Here is a 15,921-nt window from a genome sequence, read left to right on the forward strand (position 1 = left end):
GCACGGCGTCACCGGACCGTTCTGGAACTCCAGGACAGCGAACTGCCCCTTTTCTGGGAGCGGTTGACGGACCCGGCGTCGCAGCGGACGGCGGCTGCGACCAGGAAGTCCCACCGGACCGCGCGGAACTCCGGCCCAGGAGCGGCTCATCGGCCCGTGCGCGGCGGTGCGGGCACGCGAGGCCGGGCGGCGGCCCGGGTTGCCTATATTGCTGTTCATGCCCGAGATGCAGCTGCTCCGTCCGGACCATGCTCCCGCGGTGCTCGCCTTCGAGCGGGAGAACCGGGCCTACTTCGCCGCGTCCATCCCGGACCGGGGCGATGACTACTTCACCCGGTTCGACGAGCGGCACCGCGCCCTGCTCGACGAACAGGAGGCCGGTGTCTGTTACTTCCACGTGCTGGTCGGCGCCGGGGGCGAGGTGCTGGGGCGGGTCAATCTCGTGGACGTGGCGGACGGCGGCGCCGAACTGGGGTATCGGATCGCGGAGCGTGCGGCGGGCCGGGGGCTCGCCACCCGCGCCGTGCGGGAGCTCTGCGCTCTCGCCGCCCGCGACTACGGGCTGAGCGTCCTGCGTGCCGCTGCCACCCTCGACAACGCGGCGTCACGGACGGTACTGGCCCGCTCGGGGTTCGCCGTCGTCGGCGAGATCCAGCTGTCCGGTCGCCCCGGCCTGTCGTATCTCCGCGACCTGCGTGAACTCCGCGACGCCCCCGCCCCGCCCGACGCGCCGGCCACGCACGGGACGAGTCCTTGACCTTGATCGTCCGCTGTGACGGCTCGATGACTTCGGGTCCGGACGACCGTTCTCCCCCGGCACCTCCGCCGCGACGGAGGCCATGACCCGGCCCGGGTGTCCTGGCGTCGCTCCGCGCGGTACCACCGGAGCGGGCCGCCGCGCGGACGGCCGGGGCTCTCGGTGGCGGTGCGGGCGCAGGCATGGGTTTACTGGGCTTGTCGGTGAGAGATGAGGTCGATCATGCCTCGTGGACAACGACACGATCACGCGAGTTTCGGCACCACCGCGTCGGACGGAGCGAAAGGCTTCGAGAAAGCCCTGTTCGAGCAGGCCAGGGCCGGGCTGGAGGTCTACGACACGGACCTTCGCGTCCTGCGGGCCAACCCGGCGGTCCTGGCCATGCGAGGTCTGCCCGCGAGCCGGGTGATCGGGGTCGGCCTCCAGGACCTGGACCCCCATCTCCCGCTGTCGCCGATCATCCGCGAGGTGATGGCGGGAGCCAGCCCGGTGTTCGACCGCCCGGTGTCGACGTACCCGGCGGCGGATCCGGGGAACCGGCACGACTACGCCGTCACCGGCTACCCGTTGCAGGAGCAGGGCCGGCCCATCGGGGCCGCATCCATGATCCACGAAGTCACGGACCAGGTCCGCCGGCAGGAGGAGCTGGATCTCCTGAGCATCGCGCGCGCCAGGATCGGATCGTCCCTGGACGCGGTGCGCACCGCGCAGGAACTGACCGAGATCGGGGTCCCCGCCTTCGCGGACGCCATAGCCGTCGATCTGCTGGAGTCGGTGCTCGGGGGTGAGGCGCCCGTGGGCCCGGTCATCGACCAGCCGCCGATGAAGCGCGCCGGGTTCAAGGCCCAGGAAGGGCAGTACGGCGCCTACCCGATCGGCAGCACCAGCCACTACGCGACCCCGACGCCGTACACGCAGGCACTGGCCGACCTCCGGCCGCGGCTGGTCGAATCGGTCGTCTCGGCCCGCCGATGGCTGGCCAACGACCGGCTGCGCGCCGAGTTCATCCGCCGGACCGGCGTCCACTCGCTCATCGTGACCCCGCTGACCGTGCACGGGCTCGTGCTCGGGCTGGCCAGCTTCTACCGGGCCGGTTCCCACCCCGAACCCTTCGACGAGGAGGACCTGTCGCTGGCGACACAGCTCGCCGCCCGTACCGCCCTCTGTGTCGACAACGCCCGCCGCTTCACCCGTGAGCACACGGTCGCGACCACGCTTCAGCGCAGCCTGCTCCCGCGGACGGCGCCTCTGACGGCGGCGGTGGACTCGTCCCACTGCTACATGCCGGGTCGCTACGGAGCACACTGGTTCGACGTCCTCCGCCTCTCCAGCAGCCGGATCGGCCTGGTCATCGGATACGTCCCGGGAGAGGACCTGCTGGCCTCCGTCGCGATGGGACGCCTGCGCACCGCGGTCACCACCCTGGCCGCCATGGACCTGCCGCCCGACGAACTGCTGGTCCATCTCGACGACGTCGCCCAGCGGCTCGCCCGCGAGCAGGACTCCGACCCGCTGGCCCTGTTGCACGCGCAGCCCCCGTTCACCGCCTCCTGCGTGTACCTCACGTACGACCCGGTCACCCGCCGGTGCGCGGCGGCCTCGGCGGGCCATGAGAGCCCCCTGGTCACCAGCCCCCAGGGGGTGGTCAGCGACCTCGAAGTACCACGCGGGGCGCCGCTCGGCCATGGTGTGCCCTACGAGGTCCGCACCACGGAACTGTCGGCCGGAAGCCTGCTGTCCCTCTACTCGGACGGCAGCGCGGACCGCTGTCCGGCCGAGGCGGACGACCGGGTGAGCCGACTGCGCGAGACGGTGGCCGACGTCTCGGCGGACCCCGCGGAGATCTGCGACGCGGCCGCGTACAAGGTGCTGCGGGGGACGGCTCCGGAGGACGGCGCCGCGCTGCTGGTGGCCCGGACCCGGTCCCTCGCACCGGACCAGGTGGCGACCTGGACCTTCCCGCCCCAGCCGGTCTCGGTCCGCGAGGCCCGGCGGGCGACACGCGACCGACTGGCGCAGTGGGGCCTGGAGGACCACGTGTTCGTCACCGACCTGGTCGTCAGCGAACTGGCCACCAACGTGATCCGCCACGCGGAGGGAGCCATCCGGCTACGTCTGATCCTCGATCGCACGCTGACGGTGGAGGTCAGCGACGACGCCGACACCGCGCCGCACCTGCGCCACGCCCGCCTGCAGGACGAGGGAGGGCGGGGTCTGTTCCTGGTCGCTTCCATGACGCGGCACTGGGGCACCCGGTACGAGGACGGCGGCAAGACCATCTGGGCCGAACAGTCACTGGCCGCCGCCTGACGAGGAGTTCGGTCCCGCGCTCCAGGCAGTGGGGGCCGAGCGTCTCGGCCGCGGGGCCCGGCCGGATGCGTACGGTGTGCGAGGACGCCCGGGCTGGCCGCGTCGCGTGTAAGCACGTCGCATGTCCTGTGCCGGCCGCGGGATCCCCCAACTGGTCGAGGGCGTAAACGGTCGCCGCCGCGACGCCGAGCAACCGCGCTGATTCCAGGGTGAGTTCAGGGAGCACAGGTGCGCGTGGGCACGTACGCCGCGCACGTCCTCCGCGTCCTCCCCCAGACGGAGACCATGGACGCGGTTCCTGCCCGGCGGCCCGGTACCCGACGCGGACGCCGTCCGCAGCCGTGACGACGAAGACATGCTCGTGCATCAGGTCGGCCTCTCGGATCCGCCACGGGAAATCGGAGCCCGGACCGTCTCCACGTTCGTCGTCACCGCGCCTGGCTCGATTCCTGGTGGCGTGTCTCCGGCCTCGGCCGCCGCATTCCGTGTGCACCGTACGAGCACAATTCGATGTCCACCGTACGAGGACATACGTCTGACAGGTCACTGGAAAACCGGCGTACAGGGAATGGCGGACAGGGAATGGCGAACAGAATGTGAGCGGCCCATTCCTTTTCCTCCCGAGTGTTGGATTCCCACACGTGGAGGGCGGGACGGGGGGAACGACGGTCCTTCAGGCCGAATGTGTGGTGCTCCCGGCAGAAAGATCCATTCACCCTGGGGCGGGCGGCGGGCAGGCTCGGATGTGTCGCCGGATCTCGGCGGGCGGATCAGGACAACGGGCCAGGGAGACGCGTCGTGCCGGGTGTCACCGAGTACCTCGTCGAGGGGGTCTTCCCCGAGGGAGAAGCGGCGGGCGCCGCACACCGGCGGCCGGCACGCGGGGGGCCCGGGCCCCGGTCAGGGTGCGCCGAGCTGGTCGCGGTAGGCGGCGGGGGAAATGCCGAGGCGGCTGGTGAACACACGGCGGAGGGTCTCGGCGCTGCCGAATCCGCTCCGGGCCGCGGCCACCGCGACGGTGTGGCCGGCCTGGAGCTGGGCCTGGGCGCCTTCCAGACGGACCATCTCGACGTAGCGGGCCGGGGTGGTTCCGATCTCGTCGTGGAACAGGCGGGTCAGCTGCCGGACGCTGACCGCCGCCCTGGCCGCCATGGCCGGGACGCTGTGGTCGCGGCCGGGATCGGCCGCGACCGCGTCCAGCACGGGGCGCAGGGGGTGGTCGCGGGCGACGTGGTGGCGCGACGGTGCGGAGAACTGCGACAGCCCGCCGGGACGCTGCATGAACACCACCATGGCCTCGGCGACGTCCCGTGCCACCCGCGGGCCGTGGTCGTCCTCCACCAGCGCGAGGGCCAGATCGATGCCGGAACTGACTCCCGCCGAGGTCAGGATGGCGCCGTCCCGCACATAGAGGGCGTCCGCCTCCACCGCGACCCGCTCGTAGCGGCGTGCGAACTCCTTCGCCTGCCGCCAGTGCGTCGTGGCCCGGCGCCCGTCGAGCAGTCCCACCTCGGCCAGCAGGAACGACCCGGTGCACACCGACGCGACCCGCTCCGCCCCGGCCGTCAGCCGCCGGACCGCTTCCACCAGGCCGGCGTCGAACGGGTGGTCCACCATGCCGTACGCCCCGGGCACCAGCACGGTGTGCGCGGGGCCGCTGTCCGCCGCGGCGGACTCGACGTGCAGCGTGAGTCCGGTCGAGGTCCGGACGTCCGTGCCGTCCGGCGAGACCACGCTCACCTCGTAGCCCGGCCCGTACCGGCCCGCGTGGCTGAAGACGTCGGCGGGGCCCGCCACGTCGATCAACGTGACGCCCTCGAAGGCCAGGATCGCGACCCGGCGCCTGGCGTCCTGCTGCTGCGGCATCGACTCCAGCCTCTCCACGACCACCCCACCCCACCCCAGGCTAAGCGCCGCGGGCCGTGGACCCGACGAAGTACGAACCGAGAGAGAACACCATGACCGACCTGTCCCCCCGTACCCTCGTCCTGCTCGGCCACCCGGACCTCGCCCGGTCACGGATCAACCGGGCCCTGGCCGGCGCCGCCCGCGGCCTGGCCCACGTCACCCTTCACGACCTGCACGCCGCCTATCCCGACCGGCACCTCGACATCGCGACCGAACAGCGTCTGGTCAGCGAGAACGAGGTGATCGTGCTGCAGTTCCCCCTGCACTGGTACTCCGTGCCCGGCTTCCTCAAGCAGTGGCTGGACGAGGTCATGGCCCGCGGCTTCGCCTATGACACCGAAGGACTGCTCACCGGCAAGACGCTCCTGGTCGTCACGTCGACCGGCGGGGTCGCCGACGCCTATCGGCCCGGCGCCTTCCACCGCTTCACCATGACCGAGCTCCTGCGGCCGCTGGAACAGACCGCTCACCGCATGGGCATGGCCTTCGGCCGGCCGCTGGTCGTCCACGACGCACGCGGCGTCGGCGACGACGAACTGGCCGAGCACACCGAGCGGTACCGAAGGCTGCTCCTCACCGGCCCCGTCCCCCACCAGGACCTCGCCGCATGACCCCGGGTCCGGTCACCCCCGCCGTGCCTGGGTGAGGGTGTCGCTCACCCACGCGGGGAAGACGAGCCGGGGGAAGAGCCGGCCCTCGACCTCGAAAGGGAGCGAGAAGGTGGGGCTGGTGCGCAGATCCCGGTGCGCGGTGCGGACGTCGACACGGGTGTCCGGAAGGTGCCACGCCGAGCCGAAGGGGCCGATCCGGTTGATCCTCGCGTGGACACGGTCCCCGTACACCAGGGCGGCGCACCCGTGGCCCTCGGCCCGTGCCGCCGGGACCGCGGCGGACCAGCGGCTGAACTCGTCGAGGTACCCGTATCGGGACAGCTCCCCGAAGGTGATCCTCTCCACCCGCACGGTCGCCGGGCCGTCGAGGAACACCATGAGTTGAGGCACCCCCTTGCGGCGCCGCCAGTGGGCGGGCAGATCCCGGACCACCCGGTCCAGGACGCGCAGGACGTCCGCGCGCACCGCGGGATCCAGCGCCCGGAGCTGTCCCCGCATGAATGCGCTCGCCTCGTTCACCCCGCCAGCATCCACGAGCGCGGCCGCGGCCTCAACGGCACGGACCGCGGCCGCGGTTCGTTGTACGCACCCACACCGGAGGACCCGGCACTATTGCAGCGGGCCGGGTCCTCCATGATGTGCGGGCGTTACTGCTTACCAGCCGTGACGGTCCCGGACCACCCGGAAGCTGCCCACGACACCGTCGTGGACCTTCACGCCACCGTGGACGAAGTGGGACACGACGCCGTTGGTGGTGCTCCACGGGCCGACCGTCGCGACGGGCGAGCCGTTGTCGCAGGTGGCGCCGCGGAAGACCTCGACGGTCCGGCGGCTGTCGTTGCGGACGTTGAAGCTACGCGAACCGAGACCGCTCACCACGGTGATGCAGCCCCAGCTCTGGGCGGAGTACGACCGCTCGTTGAAGTCGATCCGCCCTTCGTACCCACGGCCACCGCGGCCGCCGCCGTCGCGACCGCCACCATCGCGGCCACCCTCGTCGTCGTCGCCGCCGCGGCCGCCACCGTTGTCGCCGCCACGGCCACCGTCGTCGCCGCCGCGGCCGCCACCGTTGTCGCCGCCACGGCCACCGTTGTCGCCGCCGTTGCCGCCACCGTTGTCGCCGCCACGGCCACCGTTGTCGCCGCCGTTGCCGGCGACCGCTCCGTTGGACCCGCTGCCCGCGGCATTTCCGTTGCCCTTCGCCTGTCCGCTGTCACCGCCCGTGGGGGCGGCCTGGTTGACGGTGGGGGTGGCCGCGGCAGCCGAGGGGACCTCGGGCGCCGAGGCGTAGGTGACGCCTGTGGCGACGAGGGCCGCGGCGGCCGCTGCGCCGGCAGTCATGGCAATTTTGCGCGTGATCATGAGGCTCATCCCAATCTCTGAGTCGTCGACCAAACAGCCAATATGTGGCTGAATGAACCGATAATCTCTTTATATGTAATATCAGGCACGCCGGAGACGCAGCAGAAGGCGGCCAATTGGGCGTACGACACCCGTTTCCGCAGCTCAGAGCGCACTCGCCGAGCATCCAAAGCCGCCTCGAACGGACGCACTTGACGCTTCATCGGGCCGAGTGGAGGCGCCTCACCGCACACCCGTCGCGCCGCCCACGGCCCGGTCGGCACGCCGCGAACCAGTGCGGTCGTCCCCCGGTCACCGACACCACGGCCATCCACGGCAGACGGCACCGCCCGAGGAGGAGAGCTGACGGAGCGCCACGCGCAGCGAACAGGTGACGGGGCGCCAACCGAAGCAGACAAGTGACGGCGCGCCAACCGAAGCGAACAGGTGACGGCGCGCCAGCCGAAGGGGAGAGCTGACGGGGCGCGCCCTCGAAGAGGGAAAGCTGACGGCCCGGCAGTGACGGCGCCCTGGGACGGAGGACACCTGCCGCCCGGGCACGTCCCTGGGGAATCGTCCCCGGTCGCCGGGACCGCCGTACACGGCGCGTCGACGCCTCGTGAGAAATCCGTCCGTCGACGGCAAACGAAAAGGCAAGGGAGAATGCGCGTCCCTTGCCACTCTCAAGATATAGCGCACCGGGGGGCTTGCGGCAAGGTCCCCTTCATGCCGCAGAATCACTGGCCGAAGCCGGAACCTGCGGAAATAGGGGATTCACGAAGTGCATGTGCTGTTGTCAGGTTATGAGTCCCACGGGGGCGCCGAACGGGCGGTGCGACGCGCACCGCGGTCACGGCCGCGGAGGCTCGGCGTCGAGGCGGCAAAGGCGCGGGGGCGCGCGCCGTCGGGCTCCACGGGCGCGGCCTCGGATCGGAGCCGATGACATGACCTCCCTGACCACCAGCGCGTTCGACCTTCCCGACCACCTCTCCCCCAAGGCCGACCCGGCACTGATCGCCGACGACGAACAGCACTTCGCGGCCGTCGCGGAGAGCCTCGACCAGGCGATCTCCGATGTGTCGGACCGGCTCGACGCCCAGCGCAGGGCGCCCGGCGGCATCGGCCGGGAGGCGATGGAGCGGGACACGGAGATCCACCGGCTGACCGGGCGTCTGCGCGCTCTGCGCCGTTTCGGTCTGGACCTGTGCCTCGGGCACATCGTCGGCGCGGACGACGGCGAGCGCCTGTACATCGGACGGCTCGGTCTCACCGACAGCACGGGGCGTCGGCTGCTGGTGGACTGGCGCTCCCCCGCGGCCGAGCCGTTCTTCGCGGCGACCCATGCCCGTCCGACGGGTCTGGCGAGCCGCCGCAGGTACCGCTGGACCCGTGGCCGGATCAGCGACTACTGGGACGAGGTGTTCACCGCGGACGGGCTCGAGCGGCATGCCGCGCTCGACGACCAGTCCGCCTTCATCGCCGGCCTGGGCGGACACCGGTCGCCCCGGATGCGGGACGTGCTCGCCACCATCCAGGCCGACCAGGACGCCATCATCCGGGCCGGATCCCGAGGCGCCCTCGTCGTGGACGGCGGCCCCGGTACCGGGAAGACCGTCGTCGCCCTGCACCGCTCCGCCTATCTCCTCTACTCCGACCCCCGCCTCGGCCACCGTCGCGGCGGCGTGCTGTTCGTCGGTCCGCACCAGCCCTACCTGGCCTACGTCGCCGACGTCCTCCCCAGCCTCGGAGAGGAGGGCGTACGGACCTGCACCCTGCGCGACCTCGTCCCCGAGGGCGCCGGAGCACGGGCCGAGGCCGACCCGGAGGCAGCCCTCCTGAAGTCGTCCGCGGACATGGTGAAGGCGATCGAGACGGCCGTCAGGTTCTACGAGACGCCACCCACCCGGGGGATGACGGTGACGACCCCCTGGTCCGACGTCCGACTGACCGCCGCCGACTGGGCCGAGGCCTTCGAAGCACCGGGACCGGGCACTCCGCACAACGAGGCGCGGGACCTGATCCTGGAGGAACTGCTCGCGATCCTGACGGACCGGCACGACGGCGAGGTCTCGCCCGACCTGCTCCGCAGGGCGCTGCTGCACGACGAGGAGCTGGTCGGCACGCTCGACCGCGCGTGGCCGCTGCTCGAAGCGGCCGACGTCGTCGCGGACCTGTGGTCGGTACCGGCCTACCTGCGGATGTGCGCTCCCTGGCTCGGCCCCGACGACGTACGGAAGCTGTTGCGCCCGGACGCCCGGGCCTGGACGGTGTCCGACCTGCCGCTCCTGGACGCGGCACGGCAGCGACTCGGCGACCCGCAGGCGTCACGGCGCAGGCGCCGCCACGAGGCGTCCGTCGCGGCCGAACGGGCGCGCAGGGCCGACGTCATCGACAGCCTGCTGCAGAACGTCGTGATCGACGAGAGCGAAGGCGCGATGGGGATGCTGCGCGGGCGGGACCTGCAGGACAGCCTGATCGACGACACCGCACGGCCCGGCACCGACCCGGAACCCCTCGCGGGCCCGTTCGCGCACATCGTCGTGGACGAGGCTCAGGAACTGACCGACGCGGAATGGCAGATGCTGCTGCTCCGCTGCCCGTCCCGCAGCTTCACCATCGTCGGGGACCGCGCCCAGGCCAGACACGGGTTCACCGAGTCGTGGCGGGAACGGCTCCAACGGGTCGGGTTCGACCGGATCGACGTGACCTCGCTGAGCGTCAACTACCGCACGCCGGAAGAGGTCATGGCGGAAGCCGAGCCGGTCGTCCGGGCCGTGCTCCCGGACGCCAATGTGCCGACGTCCATCCGCGGCAGCGGCATCCCCGTCGTCCACGGATCCGTCGCGGATCTGGGGCCGGTCCTCGAATCCTGGCTCGCCGCGCATGCCGAGGGGACCGCCTGCGTCATCGGCGATCCCACGTTCCGGGCGACGCCCCGCGTCCGGTCGCTGACTCCGGAGCTCTCGAAGGGACTCGAGTTCGATCTGGTCGTTCTCGTCGACCCGGCGGCGTTCGGCGAGGGTGTCGAAGGAGCGGTCGACCGCTATGTCGCGATGACCCGGGCGACCCGGCAACTCGTCGTTCTCACGAGCCCCTGACGACCAGGACGGTGGTCGGGCGGCCGGCCGACCACCGTCCCTCTCGGGTGCACGACCTGGTGAAGCGGCGCTAACCGAGGGTCCTGGCCAGGAAGTTGAAGACGGTCTGGTGGAGCTGGAACATCGCCCCTTCGTGGCAGTGCTGGCCCGCGCCGTCCGCGTCGTGCATCACGATGTGCTCATGCGGTGCGCGCAGCTCCTCGGCGACCTTGGTCGCCTGGCCGGCGAAGACCTTGTCGTCCTCGCCCTCGAGGAGCAGGACGGGTGTCTGGATCTTGTGGATGTCGTTGTCGGTCAGGGTGTAGTCGGCGGTACTGCGGACGTATTCGGCGAAGTTCTCGACTCCGTTGACCCAGACGCCGTTCTGCAGACCCCAGCGGGCATTCGTATCGTCCTTGATCATCTCCTCGAGCAGCGGGATCGCCTCCTCGTCCCGCTTCTCCTCGATGAGTTGCAGCGTGTCCGCGGGGATCGGGGGGTAGGACGCGTAGAAGGTCGTCATGCCGTCGTTGCACACGATCGCCGCCGACCGATGGTCGTAGGCCGCGTACCGCGCCACCAGGTACCCGCCCAGGCTGTAGCCGAAGTGCACGATCCTGTCGCTGTCGATCTCGGGGACGGTCAGGGCGTAGTCGACCACCGGGCCCAGCACGTTCTCCCAGTCCGGCCGGTACGGCACGTTCTTCTCGCGGATCATCCAGCCCTGTCCCGGGCCGTCGTACGCGAGGAAGTTGTAGCCGCGGCGCAGCGCCGCCGCACCGATGACGAAGTAGCCCTCCTCGCGGGTGGAGTCGAAGCCGTTGGTGTAGACGACGGTGGGCCGCGGTTCCCCGCTGTCGTCGACGAGGAACAGGTATCCGGGCATCTCACGGCCCTCGTACGGGATGGCCACTTCACGGAAGGGGCCGTCCAGCAGGATGCCGGCCCTGACGAGGTAGTCCTTGGAGAGCCGCGACAGTTCGAGGACCTGTGGATCGTTCCGGGGGTCCTTGCGCCGGTAGAACTCGGCCGACCGGTAGTAGCTCGATGCGCGGAAGAACGACTCGCGCGCGCTGACCGGGTCGCCGATCTCCAGCGAGACCTGGCCCCGCTGCGCGATGCGGTCGGCGGTCGCCTTCCAGGCCGCGGTCCAGGCGTCCTCGTCGCCCTCGGGAATCCGTGCTGTGGTGACGATGACCTCGCCGATGTCGGCACCGGCGTCTCCGGCGAATCCCGCCGCACGGAGTGTCTCGAACTTGAAGGCCTCGTCCTTGAAGATGAACTCCACGATTCCGTTCCCTCCTCGGGCAGGCTCGAGTGCCCTGACCCGCCGATCAGTTCGATGGGTTCCCGGTCGATGTCGTCGGCGCTCACTGTCGTTCCGGAGACCCTTGCCGGGGACCGGTCGGCATGCGTGGCACGCGTGGAACGCATGCCACGCATGCCGACACGCCTCGTACGGTGGTGGCCGACTGAATGGCACGGCGTCCGGGCCCGACGTCGGAATGCTGCGGTGGAGCCGTCGACGTGGGCGCTGCGGTGACGCACCGCCGGAGAACCTGCCCTTTGAGCCAAAGGCCAGAAAAGGGTATCCCGGGTACATGTCGCCCGCACCTGGGAGAGGGACGTACGGGTGAAGGCGGAGCCGGCGACGTGCCCGGTCGGCACGGAGCCGCGACGGATCGCCATGGTCCGCAAGCGCGCGATGACGCCCTCCGCCATGCCGGTGGCGGCGGACACCGGCGTCCCGATCACCGTGCCGCATGCCGGAAACCTCAGCCCTGGGCGGCCCTGCGGGAGCGGAAGGCCGCCGCCTTGACGCGGCCGCGGCACGCGTCCGAGCAGAAGTGACGTACGGCGTTTCGGGAGTTGTCGACGTAGACGCGGTCGCATCGCGGGGCCGTGCAGACCCCGAGACGGCCGGCGAGGTTGCTGCCGATGGCCAGGGCGAGGGCGGTGGCGCATCCGGCACTCCACCCCACGGAGAGACTGTCGTCGGCGCCGTGGAAGTGAACCTGCCAGGGCTCGCCGTCGACGCGGTCGAGCTGAGGGCGGGCACCGGTGGTGCGCAGCATGACGTTCACGAGCTCGGCGGCCTGGTCGGTGCGGCCACTGGCGACGGCGTCGAACACCGCTCGCATCCGCTGGGCCGCTCGCGCGAGGTGGATCGCGTGCTCCGGCTCGACCGCGGCGCGGTCGGGAGCGGGCGGCAGCGCGTCGTGAACGGCCCGGGGGAGCCGGTCGCCCCGCGGGGCGGTGTAGGGACGGCCTTGCCGGGCGCCGTCGGTCAGATCGTTCACGAGCGAGACGGCCACATCGAGCAGCGTCACCACGTGACCATCGAACATCACTTGACTGGTCACTCCTTCCCCTTCTAGCGTCCATGCATCACCGACGATAGTCGAGTCGTCGGTCACGACGGTGGGGCGGGATCTGGTGCGGGGCGGGACGCGGTTGCCGCGAGCGGTGCGGCTGTTGGTCGTGGCGCGAGCCGTGAACCGGCTGGGAGCGTTCTCCCTGTCGTTCCTCACCGTGCTCATCACGACGAGGTTCGAGGCCGGTGCCGCCGTCGCCGGATGTGTGAGCGCCGCCTTCGGTGTCGCCACGATCCCCTCCCGCCTGGCCGGCGGGCGACTGGCCGACCGGATCGGCCGCCGCCGCACGATCGTGCTGGGTCTGACCGGATGCGCGGTGGCGCAACTGGGGCTTGCCGCCGCCGACAGCCTGGCGGCGGCCGTCTGCTGGACCGTGCTGCTGGGCCTCGTCTTCGAGATCTACGAACCACCGAGCCAGGCGATGATCGCCGACGTCGTGGCGCCGGGCGAGCAGGTCCGCGCCCACGGCCTGCTGAACGCGGCGCTGGCCGCGGCGGGCATGGGCGCGGGACTCCTCGCAGCAGGCGTCGGCCGCTGGGACCTGCGCCTGCTGTTCGTCGTCGACGCCTTCACCTGCCTGCTCTGCGCCCTCGCCGTGCGCCTGTTCCTCCCCGCGGACCGTCGCGCCGCGGCGGTGGCCGCCGATCAGGCCTCCTCCGTCACCCCGTGGCGCGACCGCGCGCTGCTCCGCATGCTCGCGGCCGGGACGCTGTTCGCCGTGATCTACCTCCAGATCATGATCACGCTCCCGCTCGCCCTGGGCCACGGAGGACTGAGCCCCGCCGACGCCGGCCTGTTGTTCACCACCTCCGCGGTCACCATCGCCGCAGGACAACCGCTGATGCGGTGGAGGCGGCTCTCCGCCCTCTCCGCCCCGGTCGCGTTCACCGTCGGCCACCTGCTGCTGGCGCTGGGGCTGGCCGGGTACGGGTTCGCCCACGGTCTGCTCGCCTATCTGACGTCGACCGTGGTGTGGAGCGCGGGAGACCTGCTCCTCGTCGGCCGTGCCTACGCGGTCGTGGCAAATCTGGCCCCGCCCGGCGGCAAGGGGCGCTACCTCGCGGTCTACGGCACCAGTTGGGGCGTCGCGGGGGTAGCCGCCCCCCTGGCGGGGACACAGCTGCTCGAACATGCCGGACCGACGGGCTTGTGGAGTGCGATGGCGTTCGCCTGCCTGCTGCTCGCGGCCCTGCAACCCGCGTTGCTCCGGGCCACCGCCCTCCCCCGCACCCACCATGAACGTCGGCCGGCCGCGGCGGGTTCGCCGGACGGGCCGGCTCACTGACCCGTCCCGGCGTACGGACACCGGGCGGCCGCCTTCCCCCGTCCGCCGGCCCGGTGAGCCGCCGGCAGCGGGTCACATACCGCCGCCTCGACGCCGTCTCCGGCCACCACGCGGCGACCCGCCAGGATGTCCCCCGCATCACCGCCCGCGCCGGGACGGCCCCCGGCCTCGCCCGCCCGACCGCGCCGGCGGGTGAACCCGAACGCCCGAAGGCGATAGCGCGACGCCGGGCGTGGAGCCCTACGCGTGAGAGGCCGGGGCGCCGAAAGGGCCCGCCCGAAGAACGATCAGGAATCGCCTACCATCCCAGCCATGGGCGATTTGAGTAGACATCAGCCGGTGTGGCGTGACGTGTGGCGTCGGGATCCCGTACTGCTGTCCCCCGTCGCGCTGACCGCCGTGATCGGCTTCCTGGCCGTCCTCACGCCGCAGGACGTCCCCTTCAGCCGCCTGCTCCCGGCGGCACCGGCACTGGCCGCGTCGGTCTGGTCGGTCCGCGCGACCCTCGCCCTGGGCGTGATCTGCCTGCTCCCCGTCGTCGGATACGCCGTGGCCCTCTCCGACATGACCGCCCTGTACACCGCGGGCGCGATCGGCGCCGTCACCCTGGCCGCCGTCTACGCCAGTCACCTGCGCCTCCAGCGCGAACACACCCTCGCCCAGGTCCGCGCGGTGGCCGACGCCACCCAGGAGGTCCTCCTCAGACCGGTTCCCGACCGGGTCAGGAACCTGGAGATCGCGACGCTCTATCTCGCCGCGGCACCGCAGGCCCGTATCGGCGGAGACTTCTATGCCGCCGCCGACACCCCTCACGGCCTGCGTCTCATCCTCGGAGACGTCCGCGGCAAGGGCCTGCGCGCCGTGGGCGTCTCCGCCGCCCTCCTCGGCTCCTTCTACGAGGCCGCCTACGAGTCCGCCGACCTGTCGCAGCTCGCACGCTGTCTGGACACCACACTCACCCGGTACAACACCGCCGTCCCCGCCGAGGACACCCCGGAGCGTTTCGCCACCGCCGTCATCGTCGAGTTCCCCCCGACCGGCACGCATGTCTCGGTCCTCAGCTGCGGGCACCCGCCGCCCCTCCTCGTCCGCGACGGCGCCGCCCTGGCCATCGAGCCCGCGGCCCCCTCACCACCGGTCAACCTCGCGACGCTCATCGGCTGCGAGTACCACGTCGACCAGATCCCCTTCACCCGCGGAGACCTGCTCCTGCTCTACACCGACGGCGTCACCGAAACCCGCGACGCCGACGGCGCCTTCTTCCCCCTCACCACGTGGACGGCGCACACCACCGCCGCCTCCCCCTCCGCGCTCCTGCGGACCCTTCACCAGGCCCTCGTGCGCCACAGTGGCGGCAACCTCGACGACGACATCGCCTGCGTGGCCGTCCTCAACGCCCCACGCCGCCACGATCCCTGATCCGTCCTCCGTCGGCCCCCGGGGTCCCGGTGGACATGCCGGAGAACCCGGCCCGATTGCAGCGGGCCGGGTTCTCCATGCGGTGCGGACGTCGCCGGTGAGGACTAGTCGCGGTCGTCACCGCCGAAGCCGCCACCATCGCCACCGCGGTCATCGCCGCCGAAGCCGCCACCGTCGCCACCACGGTCGCCGCCGCGGTCGCCGCCGCGGTCGCCGCCGCCGAAGCCGCCGCCGTAGCCACCACCGTGGTGGTCCTCGACGACGCGGAAGCTGCCCACGACACCGTCCCTGACCTTCACGCCACCGTGGACCCGGAAGGGCACGATGCCGTTGCTGGTGCTCCACGGGCCGACCGTGGCGAGCGGCGAACCGTTGTCGCAGGTCGCGCCACGGAAGACCTCGACGGTCTTGTGGCTGTCGTTACGGACGTTGAAGCTGCGCGAACCGAGACCGCTCACCACGGTGATGCAGCCCCAGGAGCGAGCGGAGTACGTACGCTCGTTGAAGTCGATGTGGCCCTCGTAGTGGCGACGGCCACCACGGTCACCGCCGCCGCCTCCTCCTTCGTTGCCCTTCGACTGGCCGGTGTTCCCTTCCTTGCCCTTCGACTGCCCGCTGTCGCCGCCCGAGGGGGCGATCTGGTTGACGGTGGGCGTAGCCGAGGGGGCTGCAGTGGCCGAGGCGTAGGTGACGCCCGTGGCGACGAGGGCCGTAGCGGCCGCAACGGCGGCAGTCACGGCAATGTTGCGCGTGGTCATGTCACTCTTCCCTATCTCTGAGACGTCGGCCAAGCAGCCGATCTGTGGTTGAAAATACCGATAATCCCTTTATCCGCCGT

12 protein-coding genes are annotated in these 15,921 nt (G+C 71.4%); 6 read left to right on the top strand and 6 right to left on the bottom strand.

The genetic code is table 11. The features are described 5' to 3' along the window. The first annotated feature begins 217 nt into the window (after positions 1-217). Positions 218-757 (top strand): GNAT family N-acetyltransferase, encoded by a 540-nt coding sequence (locus OG199_RS07280; protein WP_356806093.1) that lies wholly within the window; start codon positions 218-220, stop codon positions 755-757. 222 nt (positions 758-979) lie between these two features. Beyond that, positions 980-3,067, top strand: coding sequence for a SpoIIE family protein phosphatase (locus tag OG199_RS07285; RefSeq protein ID WP_405828658.1), 2,088 nt, complete (start codon positions 980-982; stop codon positions 3,065-3,067). Between the two features lie 900 nt (positions 3,068-3,967). Here OG199_RS07285 and OG199_RS07290 read toward each other — a convergent pair. Next, on the bottom strand, positions 3,968-4,933 hold the full coding sequence (locus OG199_RS07290; RefSeq protein WP_405828660.1) for a GlxA family transcriptional regulator: 966 nt from the start codon (positions 4,931-4,933) through the stop codon (positions 3,968-3,970). A gap of 92 nt (positions 4,934-5,025) precedes the next feature. Between OG199_RS07290 and OG199_RS07295 the strand changes: the two genes are divergently transcribed. Then, a complete protein-coding gene (locus tag OG199_RS07295) occupies positions 5,026-5,586 on the top strand; it encodes an NAD(P)H-dependent oxidoreductase (RefSeq protein WP_405828662.1) in 561 nt (186 codons plus the stop codon). Positions 5,587-5,598: 12 nt separating this feature from the next. On the opposite strand, the gene OG199_RS07300 is transcribed toward OG199_RS07295, so the two are convergent. Then, positions 5,599-6,105, bottom strand: a complete 507-nt coding sequence (locus OG199_RS07300; protein ID WP_405828664.1) for a hypothetical protein — start codon at positions 6,103-6,105, stop codon at positions 5,599-5,601. Between the two features lie 135 nt (positions 6,106-6,240). Then, positions 6,241-6,927: a hypothetical protein gene (locus tag OG199_RS07305; protein ID WP_356806083.1), complete on the bottom strand. Its 687-nt coding sequence runs from the start codon at positions 6,925-6,927 to the stop codon at positions 6,241-6,243. Positions 6,928-7,871: 944 nt separating this feature from the next. Here OG199_RS07305 and helR point away from each other — a divergent pair. Further along, complete coding sequence (helR, locus tag OG199_RS07310) at positions 7,872-10,025, top strand: RNA polymerase recycling motor ATPase HelR (protein ID WP_405828666.1); 2,154 nt, start codon at positions 7,872-7,874, stop codon at positions 10,023-10,025. 70 nt (positions 10,026-10,095) lie between these two features. Here helR and OG199_RS07315 read toward each other — a convergent pair whose 3' ends face one another. Together OG199_RS07315 and OG199_RS07320 are read right to left on the bottom strand one after the other, a co-directional pair. Then, the gene (locus tag OG199_RS07315) at positions 10,096-11,292 is read right to left on the bottom strand and encodes an alpha/beta hydrolase family protein (RefSeq protein ID WP_401810361.1); all 1,197 of its coding nucleotides are present in this window, start codon (positions 11,290-11,292) and stop codon (positions 10,096-10,098) included. Positions 11,293-11,779: 487 nt separating this feature from the next. Continuing rightward, on the bottom strand, positions 11,780-12,367 hold the full coding sequence (locus OG199_RS07320; protein WP_356809684.1) for a CGNR zinc finger domain-containing protein: 588 nt from the start codon (positions 12,365-12,367) through the stop codon (positions 11,780-11,782). 118 nt (positions 12,368-12,485) lie between these two features. Between OG199_RS07320 and OG199_RS07325 the strand changes: the two genes are divergently transcribed. Then, a complete protein-coding gene (locus tag OG199_RS07325) occupies positions 12,486-13,664 on the top strand; it encodes an MFS transporter (protein WP_405828669.1) in 1,179 nt (392 codons plus the stop codon). 312 nt (positions 13,665-13,976) lie between these two features. Further along, positions 13,977-15,083 (top strand): PP2C family protein-serine/threonine phosphatase, encoded by a 1,107-nt coding sequence (locus tag OG199_RS07330; protein ID WP_405828671.1) that lies wholly within the window; start codon positions 13,977-13,979, stop codon positions 15,081-15,083. A 104-nt stretch (positions 15,084-15,187) separates the two neighbouring features. Here OG199_RS07330 and OG199_RS07335 read toward each other — a convergent pair whose 3' ends face one another. Then, complete coding sequence (locus tag OG199_RS07335) at positions 15,188-15,841, bottom strand: hypothetical protein (RefSeq protein WP_405828672.1); 654 nt, start codon at positions 15,839-15,841, stop codon at positions 15,188-15,190. Positions 15,842-15,921 lie beyond the last annotated feature (80 nt).

It is taken from the genome of Streptomyces sp. NBC_01176 (assembly GCF_045039825.1).
In the GTDB taxonomy this organism is placed as follows: Bacteria; Actinomycetota; Actinomycetes; order Streptomycetales; family Streptomycetaceae; genus Streptomyces.

Bases quoted from the DNA above. Each gene is read 5' to 3' on its own strand.
- OG199_RS07280 (WP_356806093.1), top strand. From the start codon at position 218: ATGCCCGAGATGCAGCTGCTCCGTCCGGACCATGCTCCCGCGGTGCTC.
- OG199_RS07285 (WP_405828658.1), top strand. From the start codon at position 980: ATGCCTCGTGGACAACGACACGATCACGCGAGTTTCGGCACCACCGCG.
- OG199_RS07290 (WP_405828660.1), bottom strand. From the start codon at position 4,933: ATGCCGCAGCAGCAGGACGCCAGGCGCCGGGTCGCGATCCTGGCCTTC.
- OG199_RS07295 (WP_405828662.1), top strand. From the start codon at position 5,026: ATGACCGACCTGTCCCCCCGTACCCTCGTCCTGCTCGGCCACCCGGAC.
- OG199_RS07305 (WP_356806083.1), bottom strand. From the start codon at position 6,927: ATGACTGCCGGCGCAGCGGCCGCCGCGGCCCTCGTCGCCACAGGCGTC.
- helR (WP_405828666.1), top strand. From the start codon at position 7,872: ATGACCTCCCTGACCACCAGCGCGTTCGACCTTCCCGACCACCTCTCC.
- OG199_RS07330 (WP_405828671.1), top strand. From the start codon at position 13,977: ATGGGCGATTTGAGTAGACATCAGCCGGTGTGGCGTGACGTGTGGCGT.
- OG199_RS07335 (WP_405828672.1), bottom strand. From the start codon at position 15,841: ATGACCACGCGCAACATTGCCGTGACTGCCGCCGTTGCGGCCGCTACG.